Raw genomic sequence first — 15,201 nt, 5'->3', positions numbered from 1 at the left:
GCGGCGAGTCGTCGTTATGCGGCCGGCGATAACGACGACTCGCCGCAAGTCAACGGGGGAAGACGTGGTCGATGACTCGGGCGGAGGCGTCGCCGTCGTCGTGCGGGCAGTACTTGACGAAGAAGTCGTCGTACCGGCCGCTGTACTCGTCCTCCAGGCCGGGCGCCTCGCGGACCGCCTCGGCGACGTCCTCCGACGTCGCGACCAGCGGCCCCGGGGCCTCCGCCTCCAGGTCCAGGTAGAAGCCGCGGACGTGGTCGCGGTAGCGCTCCAGGTCGTAGGTATAGAAGACCATCGGGCGCCCTAGGACGGCGTAGTCGAACATCGCCGACGAGTAGTCCGTCACCAGGACGTCGGACGCCATGTAGAGGTCGGCGATGTCGGGGTAGCGCGTGACGTCGATGACGAAGTCGTCGGACGCGACATGAGCGCGGTCCGTGATGAGGTGGTGCGCGCGCAGGAGCAGGACGTGGTCGTCCCCGAGCGCGCGCCGCATGGTCTCCACATCGAGCTCCAGATGGAAGCCGCGCCGGTCCGGAGCGTGGTGCTCGTCGTCCCGCCAGGTCGGCGCGTACAGCACCACCTTCTTGCCTTCGGGGATGCCGAGGCGCTTGCGGATGTCCGCCCCTACGCGCTGCCATTCGGGGGCGCTCAGGACGTCGTTGCGCGGGTACCCGGTCTCCAGGACCTCGCCGCCGTAACGGAACGCGTGCCGCATCACCTCCGTGGCGAAGGGGCTGGGCGAGAGGAGGTAGTCCCACCGGGGCACCTCGCGCTGGATCCAGTCGAGCTTCTCGGTGCGCCGGTAGGGCATGTCCTTCAGGTCGTAGCCGAGCCGCTTCAGCGGGGTGCCGTGCCACGTCTGCAGGTACGTCTGTCCCGGCCGCTTGGCGAACCAGTACGGCGCCCCGTAGTTCGTGACGACGTACCGTGCGCGCGCGAGCGTCCGGTAGTGCTCGCGTGTCCCCGCCTGGACGGTCCGCGCCTCGCCCTCGACGGCGAACTGGCCGTCCTGCGAGACCCATACGCATTCGAGGTCGGGCCTGCGCTTGGCGAGCTCCTCGTAGAGCGCGCGCGGGTTGCAGCTGTACCGGGACGCGTCGCAGCTGTCGAACACCACCGTGTCCGACAGGGGGCTGCGCAGGTAGACGGGGTAGTCGTTCTGCTGCAGGAGCCGCTGCGCGTGCCGTCCGCGCTCGTCCTCCGACAGGGCGGGACGGCTGTGGATCCGCACCGCGTCGGTCTGGTGGACGCCGACCTCGAACTCGTGCGCCCCGACGCGCCGCCATTCGGGCAGCGCGGGGATCCCGGCGCGCTCGGCGACGACGGCGACCTCCCCGGACCGGGTGGGCGCGAGCAGGTCCCAGGCTCCCTCGGCGAGCGGCAGGTCCGTCCCGAACACCGGCAGGCGCGCGGGCGTGAACGCGGCCGTGAACCGGTCCTCCTCCCAGATCAGCGGCACCTCGTGCGTCTCGCCCGAGCGGCTGCGGCGCAGCACGAGGCGGCGGGGCCGCTCCTCGGGATCGGCATAGGTGCCGGTCAGTGCGAGCCGGCCCTCGGCGTCCCAGCCGGCCTGCGTGACCACGGGACGGAAGCAGCGCTCGATCCCGCGCAGGTTTCCGTACGCGGTGCGGGTCACGACGAACTCGCGGCCCCGCCAGGCGAACCGGGCCTCGGCGAGGTGCCCGGCCATGGTGATCCGGAGCGGGCCGCCCTCGCCGCTCAGCCGGATGTCCCAGTCGATGACGTCCAGCAGGTGCGCGCGGCCCGGCGTGACGGCCGGGACCCCGTCGGCCGGGATGTCAGGGGCTTCGGCGCCGGCGTCGCCACCGAGTGCGTCGGGGATCGACAGCAGGCCGTCCAGCGGCAGCGCCGCGGTGAAGCTGAACCCGGTCCCCTCGGCCGCCGGCGTCACCGCCGCCGGGCGGACCGTGACGTCGCCGAACACCTCGGTCCCGCCGTGCCGCCGCGCCGCCATGATCGCCGCGCCGGCGCCGAGGGCCCGGTTCGTCCATCCGGTCAGCTCCAGCACATCGCCCGTCCGGCGGAACCCGGTGAGCACCGCGCGGGAGGCCTTGACGTGCACGACGAACCCGTCGTCGCCGTCCGCCGGCTGGACCGCGACGTGCTCGGCGGGCTGCCGCGCGGCCGTCCACCGCACCCGCGGCGCCGCCGCGGTGACCCGCCGGACGGCCTTGTGCCCCGCCGTCGTCACCTCGGCGTACAGCTCCCACGCGGCGGTGCGCCACTCCTCGCCGTCGCGCAGCGCCTCCGGGTCGACCCGGACGGCGAACCCGGACCACTCGTAGGACACCAGCGCCTGCCCGGAGCGGGCCGTGGCCTCGGGGCAGCGGGTCCGCTGCACGTCGAGGCGGACCTCCCGGCCCGTCCGGGCGTCGCGCAGCCACATCCGGATCCGCGAGTCGTGCGCCGACGACACGTCGAGGCGGGCGAAGTGCGCGAACCCCTCGATCGTGAGGACGTCCCCGTCCCAGCCGGCCCGCTCCACCCGCGTCCACAGCTCGACCTCGTCGGTGACGTCGTACACCTCGTCGGGGACGCCGCGGTGCGGGTCGCCGAAGAACGGGTAGCGGGCGTACCAGCGCTGCCGGAACCGGCCCTTCGCGACGAGCGGGACCTCGTCGAGGCCGCCCTCCTCGAACCGCAGCACCTCGAGCAGCTCCGGCAGCATCCGCTCGCCGAGCAGGTGCAGCTCCAGCCGCTTGATCGCCTCCAGCCCGGACGCGGCGGCCGGGTCGGCCTCCGCGACGATCTCCGCGCCGAGGCCGACCAGCCGGCGGCGCTCCTGCTCGGACGCGGCGGGCAGCGCGTGCACGAGCGCGCGGACGTCCAGGTCCAGCGCGTACATGTCGTGGGCGGGCAGCAGCTCCGGCGCCCGGTCGCGCAGGGTGCGGCGCACCATCCCCAGGGCGGCCACGCGGTCGATGATGTCGCCGAGCTCCTGCCGTTCCCGGTCGTAGGCGCCCGGGTGGTGGCGCCAGAAGTAGACGGTGGCGTCGAGGACGTCGACGGACGTGGCGAGGACGTGGGTCTCCATCGCCACGGTCAGGTCCCCGTACTGCATCGCGGGGAACTCGAACTGGTGCGCCTCCCAGAACGAGCGGCGGAACACCTTGTTCCACACCGTCCGGTCCTGCAGCAGGCTCGGCTGGTGGGAGACGTGCGTGGAGCGGACCGTCGCGGCGTAGGGCTCCGCGTGCAGCCACGACTGCCATACGCCCTCGTCGTCGAGGCACATGACGTTGCCGCCGGCGATGTCGGACCCGGTCGATTCCAGCGTCGCCACCAGCAGCTCGTAGGCGTAGGGCGGGACCGCGTCCTCGCCGTCGACGAACGCGAGGTAGCGGCCCGCGGCGTGCCGGACGCCGGTGTCGCGGGCCTGTCCCGCCGCCGGGTCGGTGTGCGGGACGAGCACGAACCGGCCGTCGCGGCGCGCGAACGCCTCGGCGACGGCGGCGGCCCCGTCCGCGGCCCCGTCGTCCACCATGATCACTTCGAGGTCGCGCAGCGTCTGCCCGGCCAGCGACTCCAGGCATCCGGCGAGGTGGTCCCCGGCGGCGCGGAACGGTACGACGACGCTGATCTTCGGTGACACGGGATCTCCAGGGGTTTGCGGGGTGGTGCGCGCAGTGATGACGGGCACGGTGGTGAGGACTGGTGGTGAGCGTGTGGGTGGACGTGTGGTGCGCGCGGGTGCCGCTCGGGACGGCACCGCGCGGGGCGCCGGATCCGCGCGGCGCCGCTCGGGACGGCGCCGCGCGGACGTCAGAGCACGCGGTCGAGCACGCGGGCGGCGGCCCGGCCGTCGTCGTGCGGGCAGTACCGGGCGGCGAACGCGGCGCGCGCGCCGCGGTACCCCGACTCGATCGCCGCCGGCTCGGCGAGCGCCTCGACGACCTGCTTGGACGTGCGCAGCAGCGGCCCGGGCGCCTCGGCGTCGAAGTCGAAGTAGAAGCCGCGCACGTGGTCGCGGTAGCGCTCCAGGTCGTAGGTGTAGAACAGCATCGGCCTGCCGGTGACGGCGAAGTCGAACATCGCCGAGGAGTAGTCGGTGACGAGCACGTCGCTGATCAGGAACAGCTCGGAGATGTCGGGGTAGACCGACACGTCCATGACGCAGTCGCCGGGCCGCCACTTCGGCCGGTCCGTCACCAGGTAGTGGGTGCGGAGCAGCAGCACGTGGTCGCGGCCCAGCGCCCTGCGGAACCGCTCGACGTCCAGTTCGAGGCGGAACGCCCGCTTGCCGATGGCGAAGTGGAAGTCGTCGCGCCACGTCGGCGCGTACAGCACGACCCGTTTACCCTCGGGGATGCCCAGGCGCCGCCGTACCGCCGTCGCCATCTCGTCGCGGTGCGGGCTGCAGAGGATGTCGTTGCGCGGATAGCCGCTCTCCAGGATCTCGCCCTGGTAGCCGAACGCGCGCCGGAACAGCGGCACGGAGAACGCGTTCTGCGACAGCAGCACGTCCCACTGCGGCACGTCGTGCCGCATCCAGTCCATGCCCTCGGTCCGCTTGTAGGGCATCTTCTTGACGTCGTAGCCGAGCTTCTTCAGCGGCGTGCCATGCCAGCACTGTACGTACGTCTGGTCCTCGCGCTTGGCGAACCACTCCTGCTGCGACCAGTTGCCGAACACGAACCGCGCCCTGGCGAGAGCCTCGTAATGCTCGCGGGAACCGGCCAGGACGGTCCGCGCACCGGCGGGCTTGCCGAACTGGCCGTTCTCCGTGACCCACACGCAGTCGATGTCCAGTTCCCTGCGGCGAAGCTCGTCGTAGATGCCGCGCGGGTTGCACGCGTACTGGCGTCCCTTGTACGCGTCGAACACGGCAAGGTCCCGTACGGGCAGGTTCAGGTGCCGCCTGTAGTGCCCTGACCGGATCCTCGCCTGCGCGTAGGGGCCGCGCTCGTCGTCGTCGAGGGCCGTCTGGATGTGGAGCTGGAGCTGATCGGTCTTGTAGACGCGGACGTCGACCCGGTGCAGGCCCGTCTCGGTCGGCTCCGGCAGGGTCCGCAGCGCGTGCCGGCGGACGACCACCGGCCGCTCGGCCTCGCCGAGCGACGCGAACACGTCCCAGCGGCCGGACACCAGCGGGCGCGACAGCCCCAGCACCGGCATCCGCTCGGGCGCGAACGTCGCGGTGAACCGGTCGCTCTCCCAGCGCAGCGCGACCGTGTGCTCCTCGCACGACCGGCGCCGCCGCAGCACCAGGGCCTCCGGACGGCTCGCCGGGTCGACGCAGGTCCCCGATAGTCGCAGCAGCCCGTCCGGCGACCACGACACCCGGTCCACCGCGGGCGCGCCGGCACGCACGACGACCCGGACCTGGCTGCGCCGCGTCCGCGCCACCTCCAGCTCACCGCAGGGCGCCGGGTACACCGCGCCCGCCGCGTCCTCCTCCAGGTACGGGCGGACGCCGCCGGGCAGGGTGATCTCCCAGTCGCCGAGGTGCCGCGCCAGCGCGCCGACCGGCAGCTTCGCGCGGAACCCGTACCAGCCGTCCGCCGCGCCCTCGGCCGGCTCGACTTTCCCCGCCACCGTGGCGCGCCCCGCCTTCGGCACCGCGGTGACCCGCGCGTCCGCACCGACCGGCGTGCGGCTCCAGCCGTCCAGCCACAGCTCGTCGCCCTCCACGTGCGACCCGGCCACCGTCGCCTCCGTCCGGCGCACCTGCACGACGAACCGGCGCTTGGCCGCCACGCCCTGCACCAGCACGCCCGGCGCGCACTCCCGGTCGTCCGGCCACTGCCGGGCGCTCGGCCGCGGGTTGGCGAACGTCCGGCGCCGCCGCAGCCCCCGGTTGACGATCTCCACGCACGGGATCCAGTCGACGTCCCGCCACCGGCCGAAGATCCGCAGCGCGGCCGGGTCGATCTCCGCGACGAACCCCGACCAGTCGTAGGACACCACCGACTGCCGCGTCCGCGCCGTCACGTCCGGCCGCCGCACCCGCCGGATCGGCACCCGTATCAGCCCGCGCCGGTTGGAGGCGAGCAGCCACAGCCGGATCCGGGAGCCGTCCTCGCTGGAGGAGTCCAGGTGCCGGATGTAGGCGTGCCCCTCCAGGCGCAGCCGCCCGCCGACCCAGGTCGCCCGGTCGATCGCCGCCGCCGGCTTCAGCTCGTCGGTCACGTCGTACACGTGCAGCGGGACGCCGCGCTCCTCGTCCTCGAAGAACGGGTACTCGGCGTACCAGCGGTGCCGCAGCCCGCGCCGCACCCGCGCGGTGTCGTTGTGCTTGCCGAGCTGGACGAACCGGAGCACGTCCATCAGCTCGGGCAGCCTCTTGCGGCACAGCAGGTGCAGTTGCAGCCGCGTCATCGACGGGAGCTTCCTGACGACGCGCGGGTGGACGCCCTCCGCGAGGGCCGCGCCCATGGCGACGAGCTCCTCGCGGTTCTCGTCGTCGGTCCTGGGCAGGGCGTCCAGGACGACGCGCAGCTCGATGTCGATGAGCACGTGCTCGTCGTAGGTGGCGACGAGTTGCGGCGCATAGGAGGCCAGTCCCTCCCGCACCACGCGCGCGGAACGCAGGCGCTGGCAGAGGTTGCCCCAGTCGTAGCGGTCCTCGGTGATGGAACCCGGCCGCTTGCGCCAGTAGTAGACGGTGTCGCTCAGCACGTCCACGGAATCGGCCAGCGCGTGCGCGCGCGCCGTCACCGGAGGGTCCTCATAGAAGCCGGTGGGGAACGCCAGTTCCGCGCGGTCCCAGAACGAGCGCCGGTACACCTTGTTCCACGGCGTACGGTCGCGGATCAGCAAACCATGCGACGACACGTGCGTCTTCAAACGGGTCTCGGTGAACACACCGCTGTGCAGCACCGACTGCCACGTCCGGTCGGCGTCCATCCGCTCGACGTTCCCGGACGCCATGTCCGACCCGGTGCGCTCCAGCGAACCGACCAACCTGCTGTAGGCGTCCCGCTCGACGACGTCGTCGGCGTCGGCGAACGCCAGGTACTCCCCCTTGGCCAGCCGCACCCCCGCGTTCCGGGACGGCCCCGGCCCCTCGTTGCCGCGCGCCAGCAGCCGGAACCGCGGATCGCGGTCGCACATCTCCTTCGCGATCACCGCGCCGTTGTCGTCCGACCCGTCGTCCACCATGATCACCTCGAGGTCGCGCAGTGACTGCCCGGCGATCGACTCCAGGCACGCGCGCAGATACTCCTCGGTGTTGTGGAACGGGACGACGACGCTGAGCTTCGGGGACATGCGGCCTCCTAGGGACGGGGGGCCGAACCCCCCGCACCCCCGGTTCGCTTCGCTCATGCCAGTAGGTCGGATGGACGGGAGCCGCCGCCGAGCGAGAGCGGAAACCCCGCCACACCGAGCATGGTGACACGAAGTGATCACACGAACGCGGATCGCCATTGCCGGGCCGTCCCCTGACGCAGACTTGACCCGCCCTGCCGTCCCTTTACCGCGCTCTGACCCGGCATTCCGGGCCGAGGTCCGCGATCGCCGCACGGACGCCCCGCGCCAGGACCTCGAACTCCTCCGCCCGCGGCGACGTCGACCGGAACCCCAGCCCGATCCGCCGGAACGGCGCCGGGTCCGCGAACCGGTGCAGCGCCAGGTTCGGCGCCCGCCGCGTCTCCACCGCCAGCGCCGTCTCCGGGACGAGCGTCACGCCGAGCCCGCCCGACACCAGCTGGACGAGCGTCGCCAGGCTCGTCGCGTACGTCGCCGCGGGCGCCCGCGCGCCCACCTCCCGGCAGACGTCCAGCGCCTGGTCGCGCAGGCAGTGCCCCTCGTTCAGCAGGATCACGTCCAGCTCGGTCAGCGCGTCGCGGGGCACGGCCCCGGCGTCCAGTTCGAACGACGCGGGCGTGACCAGCACGAAGTCCTCGTCGTAGAGGGGCAGCTCGGTGACGCCCTGGCCGGGCGCGGGCAGCGCGAGCAGCACCACGTCGAGGCGCCCGGCCATCAGCTCGGCGACGATGTGGCCGGTCTGCTCCTCGTGCACCGACAGCTCGAGGTCGGGGAACTCCTCCGCGAGCCGCGGCAGCACGACCGGCAGCAGGTACGGCGCGACGGTCGGGATCACCCCGACGCGCAGCGGCCCGACCAGCGGCCCGCGCACCGCCCTGACCTCCTCGACCAGCCGGTCCAGCTCCGCCAGCACGTTCTCGGCGCGCCGCGCGACCCGCTCGCCCGCCGGGGTCAGCAGCACCCGCCGGGTCGTCCGCTCGACGAGGCGGGTGTCGAGGGTCTCCTCCAGCGCGGCCACCGCGCCCGACAGCGCGGGCTGGCTCATCCGCAGCGCGGCGGCGGCGTCCCGGAAGTGCAGATGCTCGGCCAGCGCGAGGAACGCCCGGAGCTGCGACACCGTCGGCCTGCCGATAACCGTCCCCTATCACCGCGTCGTCGATTGATGACCGCAGCCTTACAATACCCGCCGGTCACACGCACAGCGCCTCGAACTCGGTCTTCCACTCATCCAGGTCAGCGGGCGTCACCGCACCGTCGAACTCGCAGGGGTCAGGCATACCAATACGGCTACACCCACCCCGCCCGATCACGCAGCGCAATCGTTCAATCGCCCATCGAGATCCAGGCATGTAGTACTAGCACGGTCCTCACATCCCGAGCAGCGTTCAGGGGCCGCGTAGACGACGCTGATCTCCACTTCCCCGCCAGCAGCTCGCTGACGTAGCCGCGCTGCCGCGACACCGAGACGCACCGCCCTGGCTGGGGGAAGAAGGCACTCCCGGCGCGACTCATAAGCTCTGCCTATCAGTGTCGTCGCCTTGATCGATTTCTCTTGAGGGCGCTGGTCAGGCAACCTACTGGTACCTCCCCCGGCCTGCTCGTGGCCGGGGGTTCGTCACGTCAACAGAGGAGAGCCTGAGTGCTTACCGTCGGGGACAAGTTTCCGGAGTTCGAGCTGACCGCCTGCGTCTCGCTCGATCCCGACAAGGCGTTCGAGACGATCAACCACAAGACGTACGAGGGCTGGAAAGTCATCTTCTTCTGGCCCAAGGACTTCACCTTCGTCTGTCCGACCGAGATCGCCGAGTTCGGCCGCCTAAACGAGGACTTCGCCGACCGCGACGCCCAGGTGCTCGGCGCGTCCGTCGACAACGAGTTCGTCCACTTCGCCTGGCGCAAGGACCACCCGGACCTGCGCGAGATCCCGTTCCCGATGCTGTCGGACCTCAAGCGCGAGCTGTGCGAGGCCCTCGGCATCCTCACCGAGGACGGCGTCGCACAGCGGGCGACCTTCATCGTCGACCCGAACAACGAGATCCAGTTCGCCATGGTGACCGCGGGCTCCGTCGGCCGCAACGTCAAGGAGGTCCTGCGGGTCCTCGACGCCCTGCAGAGCGACGAGCTGTGCCCCTGCAACTGGAACAAGGGCGAGGAGACGCTCGACGCCGCCAAGCTCATGGCCGGCGCCTGATCCACCGCCTCACCCTCGCCGGCCGGCCCGCCACGGCGCCCCGACGCCCCGCAGCGGCCCGGCCCCGGACGGCCGGTCGCTCGCGCGCGGCCGGCCGTCCGCACGAAAGGACTGGAGATCATGAGCGTTGACGCGCTGAAGGGCGCCCTTCCGGGCTACGCCAAGGACACCAAGCTCAACCTCGGCTCGCTGACCACCACCTCGCAGCTCACCGAGCAGCAGCTGTGGGGGACGGTGCTGGCCTGCGCCCTCGCCGCCCGGAGCGCCACGGTCATCCGCGAGCTGGCCGAGGAGGCCGGCGACCACCTGTCCGCCGAGGCCTTCGAGGCCGCCAAGGGCGCCGCGTCGATCATGGCGATGAACAACGTGTACTACCGCGCCACGCACCTGATCGGCGACGAGACGTACGCGACCCTGCCCGCCAGGCTCCGCATGTCGATCATCGGCAAGCCCGGCGTGGACAAGGTCGACTTCGAGCTCTGGTGCCTCGCCGTGTCGGCGGTCAACGGCTGCGGCCGGTGCCTGGAGTCGCACGAGAAGGTCGTCCGCGAGGCCGGCCTGTCCCGCGAGCTCGTCCAGGAGGCGCTGCGCATCGCCGCGGTCGTCAACGCGACCGCCGCGACCCTGGACGCCGAGGCCGCCCTGGCCCCCGCCACGGTCTGACACCCCCGCGCAGAGCGTGAGGCCCGGATGCGACTCCGCATCCGGGCCTCACGCTCATCCCGCACAAACCGCACCTCAGCCGACGCGGGCCCGGCATCACTTGCCACACGGGTCAGAAGCGGCCCCACGGCACAACGCACTCCCCGACAAACCACGCCACCGCACGGTCCCGCCACCAGCACACCACCCGGTCACAGCACCACCCGGTCACCGAACCATGTCACCGCACCACGCGGTCACAGCGGTTCCGGGGTCACGGCGGTCCCGGGATCACTCCCACTCGATGGTGCCCGGCGGCTTGGACGTGATGTCCACGGCGACCCGGTTGACCTCACGGACCTCGTTGGTGATCCGCGTCGAGATCTTCTGCAGCAGGTCGTACGGGAGCTTCGCCCAGTCGGCCGTCATCGCGTCCTCGCTGGTCACCGGGCGCAGCACGATCGGGTGGCCGTACGTCCGGCTGTCGCCCTGCACGCCCACCGACCGGACGTCGGCCAGCAGCACCACGGGGAACTGCCAGATGTCGCGGTCCAGGCCCGCCCGTGTCAGCTCCTCGCGGGCGATCGCGTCCGCGTCGCGCAGGATGTCCAGCCGGTCGCGGGTGACCGCGCCGATGATCCGGATGCCGAGGCCGGGGCCGGGGAACGGCTGCCGCCAGACGATCTCCGACGGCAGGCCGAGCTGCTCGCCGAGCGCCCGCACCTCGTCCTTGAACAGCGTCCGCAGCGGCTCCACCAGCTTGAACTGCAGATCCTCCGGCAGCCCGCCGACGTTGTGGTGCGACTTGATGTTCGCCGCACCGGTGCCGCCGCCCGACTCCACGACGTCCGGGTAGAGGGTGCCCTGCACGAGGAACTCGACGGGCTCCGCCGCGTCCTCGCCGACGATCTCCCGCGCCGCCTCCTCGAACACCCGGATGAACTCGCGGCCGATGATCTTCCGCTTCTGCTCCGGGTCGCTCACCCCGTCCAGCGCGGCGAGGAACCGGTCCTGCGCGTCCACGACGTGCAGGTTCACCCCGGTCGCCGCGACGAAGTCCTTCTCGACCTGCTCCGGCTCGCCCTTGCGCAGCAGCCCGTGGTCGACGAACACGCAGGTCAGCTGGTCGCCGATGGCGCGCTGGACGAGCGCCGCCGCCACCGCCGAATCGACGCCGCCCGACAGCGCGCAGATCGCTCGCTTCCCGCCGACCCGCTCCCGGACCGCCTCGATCGACTCGTCCGCGATGTTCACCATCGTCCAGTTCGGCCGGCAGCCCGCGCCCTCGTACAGGAACCGCCGCAGGATCTCCATGCCGTTCTCGGTGTGGAGCACCTCCGGGTGGAACTGCACGCCGAAGAAGCCGCGGTCCCGGTCCTCCATGCCGGCGACCGGCGTCACGTCCGTGCTGGCCGTGACCGTGAACCCGGCGGGCGCCTCGCGCACGAAGTCGCGGTGCGACATCCACACCGCCTGCTCGTTCGGCAGCCCCGCGAACAGCATCCCCGGCGACGTCACGGCGACGGTCGCGCCGCCGTACTCGGCGACGTCGGAGTTCTCCACCGTCCCGCCGAGCGCCTGCGCCATCACCTGGTGGCCGTAGCAGATGCCGAGGGTCGGCACGCCCAGCTCGAACAGGCCGTCCGGCGCCGCCGGCGCCCCCTGCTCGTACACCGACGCCGGCCCGCCCGACAGGATGATCGCCTTCGGCCGCTTGGCGAGCATCTCCGCCGCCGGCATGGTGGACGGCACGATCTCGCTGAACACATGGCACTCACGGACCCGCCGCGCGATCAGCTGCGCGTACTGCGCGCCGAAGTCGACGACGAGAACGGTGTCAAAGGACTGGTCTACGGCCACCAACAACGCCTTTCGCACGGCCTGGAAAGACCTCCAGTCTACGGGGCGGTATCCAGGGCCGATGCGCGCGCCCGTGCCACGCCGGTCACACTGGGCGACTGGCCGAAAACGGTCGGCATCCGTTTACCTTGATCACACGCGCAGCAGGACTTCTCTCTGATACGTCTTGATAACGCCCTGTGTCCAGTCGCTGTCCGTACGCATTCAGCGTCCTCCCCTAGGAGTGTCGTGAAGCTGCTCGCCGCCGCCGCCCTCATCGCCGCCCTCGTCCCCGCCGTACCGTCCGGTCCGGCCGGCGCGAGCGCCACGGCCGGGCGAGCACACCCCGACGCGTCGCGCGCGGACGCGTCGCGCGCCGCCGCGCCGGCCCGGCCCGACGCGCCGAACGCCTGCGCGGCGCCGTCGGACGCCCGGCTGCGACGGCCCGACGCGCACGTGCGGGAGCGCAACGCCCTCACCCCCTCGGAGTCCGCGAACGTCGAACAGCGCCTCGGCCAGACCCTCAGGAGCCTCGGCCTCGGCGCCATGGACCGCCCGGACGACCAGTCCACCCCCACCGACCTGCGCGCCGCCGGCGAGATCAGCGTGCCGGTGTACTTCCACGTGCTGCACGACGGCTCCACCGGCAACGTCCCCACCTCGGTGGTCAAGCGGCAGATCAGCGTGCTGAACGCGTCCTACGGCGGCCGGTACGGTGGCGCGAACACCCGCGTGACGTTCCACCTGAAAGCGATCAGCCGCACCGACAGGGCCGCCTGGTTCGACGAGCCGGAACGCTACGAGGGCACCTACAAGCCGAAGCTCCGCAAGGGCGGCAAGGGGACGCTGAACCTCTACAGCGCCCGCATCGGCGGAGACCTGCTCGGCTGGTCGACCTTCCCGTGGAAGTACAAGTCCGAGCCCAAGATGGACGGTGTCACCATCCACTACGGCAGCATGCCGGGCGGCCCCATCGACAACTTCAACCGGGGCTTCAGCGCCACCCACGAGGTCGGCCACTGGCTCGGGCTGTACCACACGTTCCAGGACGGCTGCGGCGGCAAGGGCGACCGGGTCTCCGACACCCCGGCCGAGCGTGACCCCACCAACGGCTGCCCGTCCGGTAAGGACACCTGCCCCGCGCCCGGCAGCGACCCCGTCCACAACTTCATGGATTACGGCTACGACACCTGCATGACCTCCTTCACCGCCGGCCAGGGCGCCCGCCTGCACAAAGTCTGGGCCGCCTACCGCCGCTGACCACCCCGCCAACACCCTCCAGATCCGCGGACCACCCAACCGGCATGCCCCTCCCGCCTGGCTGGAGAGGGGTTCAGCGGGTCTTGTAGGCGGCGAGCAAGCGGTCGGCTTCAGGAGCCGGCAGGCGGCGGACGGCCTCGCGCATCGTGACACCTGAGACGTGGGCGATGTGCTGCTCCACCCATGCCGTCACCCAGTCCGGATCCTTCTTCGACAGCTCTCGTAGCACCCATCCCAACGCCTTGCGTATGAAGAACTCCTTTTCGTCTATGAGGATGTCCCCGTATCTGGTGAGGCGGTCCAGGTCGGGGGTTCCTGCGCGGACACCTGGTAGTAGCGCCAGAAGCGACGTGCGCCTTATCCACATGTAGGGATCGCGGACCCACGCGTCCAGCGCCGTGCCCAAGCCGGGGTGGCGGAGGACCAGACGGCCGACGACCTTCTCGGCGAGATGGTCGACCTGTGCCCAGCTCTCCGAGTCGCGAATGAGGCGCTCGGCCACGGCCAGGTCGCCGGGCTCGAGCGACTCCACTCGCTTGGCCAGCACTTCCACGGCGGCCATACGGGCCTCGTGGACGGGACGGCCGTCGTCAGTCGCCGTCCACAACGCGTCCACGAGCCCGAGCAGCTCATGGCGCGCAGGCCGTACCCTCACCGCCGAGAGGGCGACCTTCCGCAGCGCCGGGACGGGCACTCCGATGTGCGCGAGGTCGCTCTTCAGGTAGCGCCTCTCGCTGTCGGCTCGCACCGGATCGGCCTGGGCCCGCAGCTCGCCCAGGATCCGCTCGGCCTCGTCCCCGGCGTTCATGGGATGACGTTACGCCGTCCGTCCGACATTCCGGCGCGGACGCCGGAGGCTCGGCGATCCGGCGGCCACGCCACCCCGCCGGTCCGACGATCCGCCGCTCGCGCTACGGCGCCGCATTCAGCATTTCCCGTCCCTATTCGTCCAGATTTGCCAAAGACGCGCCCCTTGTCGCCAATCACCCTAGTTCCAGCGATGACTCCGCTCCCCCGCGCGCCCCACCGGACGCGCCGCCCCCAAGGAGTTCCATGAAACGCGCTGGAATCGCCACCGCCATCGGGATGCTCGCCGCGTTCACCGCCTACGCGCCCGCGGCCGCCCCCGCCCTGTCCGCTCCCGTCCCGGGCGCGAAGTGCAGTTCCGAGACGGCCGCCGCACAGGCCCGCGTCCGCGCCGGCTCCCACGCCACGGAACGGCACCAGCCCGGCGCCGCCAAGGTCACGGCGATGGAGAAGGACTTCCACGACCGTCTCGGGCAGGTCGCCACGTCCGGCCGCCTCAAGGCCGCCGCCGCGATGACCGTCCGGGTGCACTTCCAGGTCATCACCAGCGGCAGCACGGGCTCTCTGTCCGACGCGACGCTCAACGAGCAGCTCGACGTCCTGAACGACGCCTACGCGCCGAGCGGCGTCTCCTTCACCCTCGCCTCCATCAAGCGGACGAACAACGCGGCATGGTTCTCCGACCCCGAGGGCAACGAGACGGCGATGAAGAACGCGCTCCACACCGGAAGCGCCCAGGATCTCAACCTCTACACCGCCGACCTGGGCGACAGCCTCCTCGGCTGGGCCACGTTCCCCAGCGACTACCGCTCCCAGCCCAAGATGGACGGTGTCGTCATCCACTACCAGAGCCTCCCCGGCGGACCGCTCACCAACTACAACGAGGGCGACACGGCGACCCATGAGGTCGGCCACTGGATGGGGCTGTACCACACGTTCCAGGGCGGCTGCAGCGGCCAGGGCGACCGGGTCTCCGACACCCCCGCCGAGCAGAGCCCCGCCTCGGGCTGCCCCACAGGCCGCGACACCTGCTCCTCTTCGGGCCTGGACCCCATCCACAACTTCATGGACTACAGCTACGACTCCTGCATGTACCAGTTCACGCCGGGCCAGACCCAGCGCATGCAGGACCAGTGGGCCGCCTACCGCGCCTGACCCGGCACGTCCCGGCGCCGGAGACCCACCCCCTCCGGCGCCGGGCACGCCCCTTCCGCGACGTCACACGCGTG

General features: G+C 71.6%; 9 protein-coding genes. 4 read left to right on the top strand and 5 right to left on the bottom strand.

The window, feature by feature from the left end; genetic code table 11:
* Positions 1 to 49: 49 nt before the first annotated feature.
* The 3 genes from F8568_RS25800 to F8568_RS25790 all read right to left on the bottom strand — a co-directional run bounded on the left by F8568_RS25800 (position 50) and on the right by F8568_RS25790 (position 8,350).
* Positions 50 to 3,616, bottom strand: coding sequence for a CDP-glycerol glycerophosphotransferase family protein (locus tag F8568_RS25800; RefSeq protein ID WP_160573759.1), 3,567 nt, complete (start codon positions 3,614 to 3,616; stop codon positions 50 to 52).
* A gap of 170 nt (positions 3,617 to 3,786) precedes the next feature.
* Positions 3,787 to 7,233, bottom strand: coding sequence for a bifunctional glycosyltransferase/CDP-glycerol:glycerophosphate glycerophosphotransferase (locus tag F8568_RS25795; RefSeq protein WP_151596272.1), 3,447 nt, complete (start codon positions 7,231 to 7,233; stop codon positions 3,787 to 3,789).
* Between the two features lie 205 nt (positions 7,234 to 7,438).
* On the bottom strand, positions 7,439 to 8,350 hold the full coding sequence (locus F8568_RS25790) for a hydrogen peroxide-inducible genes activator (protein WP_328601009.1): 912 nt from the start codon (positions 8,348 to 8,350) through the stop codon (positions 7,439 to 7,441).
* Between the two features lie 522 nt (positions 8,351 to 8,872).
* Here F8568_RS25790 and F8568_RS25785 point away from each other — a divergent pair.
* Both F8568_RS25785 and F8568_RS25780 read left to right on the top strand, forming a co-directional pair.
* Positions 8,873 to 9,424, top strand: coding sequence for a peroxiredoxin (locus F8568_RS25785; protein ID WP_151596270.1), 552 nt, complete (start codon positions 8,873 to 8,875; stop codon positions 9,422 to 9,424).
* Positions 9,425 to 9,544: 120 nt separating this feature from the next.
* Positions 9,545 to 10,087: a carboxymuconolactone decarboxylase family protein gene (locus tag F8568_RS25780; RefSeq protein ID WP_151596269.1), complete on the top strand. Its 543-nt coding sequence runs from the start codon at positions 9,545 to 9,547 to the stop codon at positions 10,085 to 10,087.
* 270 nt (positions 10,088 to 10,357) lie between these two features.
* Here F8568_RS25780 and guaA read toward each other — a convergent pair whose 3' ends face one another.
* Positions 10,358 to 11,926: a glutamine-hydrolyzing GMP synthase gene (gene guaA, locus F8568_RS25775; RefSeq protein ID WP_328601008.1), complete on the bottom strand. Its 1,569-nt coding sequence runs from the start codon at positions 11,924 to 11,926 to the stop codon at positions 10,358 to 10,360.
* 228 nt (positions 11,927 to 12,154) lie between these two features.
* On the opposite strand from guaA, the gene F8568_RS25770 reads away from it, so the two are divergent.
* Complete coding sequence (locus F8568_RS25770) at positions 12,155 to 13,165, top strand: zinc metalloprotease (RefSeq protein ID WP_328601007.1); 1,011 nt, start codon at positions 12,155 to 12,157, stop codon at positions 13,163 to 13,165.
* Positions 13,166 to 13,238: 73 nt separating this feature from the next.
* Here the strand turns inward: F8568_RS25770 and F8568_RS25765 are convergent, their stop codons facing one another.
* Positions 13,239 to 13,973 (bottom strand): DNA alkylation repair protein, encoded by a 735-nt coding sequence (locus F8568_RS25765; protein WP_151596267.1) that lies wholly within the window; start codon positions 13,971 to 13,973, stop codon positions 13,239 to 13,241.
* 245 nt (positions 13,974 to 14,218) lie between these two features.
* Between F8568_RS25765 and F8568_RS25760 the strand changes: the two genes are divergently transcribed.
* Positions 14,219 to 15,127: a zinc metalloprotease gene (locus tag F8568_RS25760; protein ID WP_151596266.1), complete on the top strand. Its 909-nt coding sequence runs from the start codon at positions 14,219 to 14,221 to the stop codon at positions 15,125 to 15,127.
* The last annotated feature ends 74 nt before the right edge of the window (positions 15,128 to 15,201 follow it).

It is taken from the genome of Actinomadura physcomitrii (genome assembly GCF_008923205.2).
Classification (GTDB): Bacteria; Actinomycetota; Actinomycetes; order Streptosporangiales; family Streptosporangiaceae; genus Spirillospora; species Spirillospora physcomitrii.
The sequence above is the reverse complement of the archived record's forward strand: the minus strand, read 5'-3'. Positions and strand labels throughout refer to the sequence as shown.

Coding starts and splice junctions, on each gene's coding strand:
- F8568_RS25765 (WP_151596267.1), bottom strand. CDS start 13,973: ATGAACGCCGGGGACGAGGCCGAGCGGATCCTGGGCGAGCTGCGGGCC.
- F8568_RS25780 (WP_151596269.1), top strand. CDS start 9,545: ATGAGCGTTGACGCGCTGAAGGGCGCCCTTCCGGGCTACGCCAAGGAC.
- F8568_RS25795 (WP_151596272.1), bottom strand. CDS start 7,233: ATGTCCCCGAAGCTCAGCGTCGTCGTCCCGTTCCACAACACCGAGGAG.
- F8568_RS25760 (WP_151596266.1), top strand. CDS start 14,219: ATGAAACGCGCTGGAATCGCCACCGCCATCGGGATGCTCGCCGCGTTC.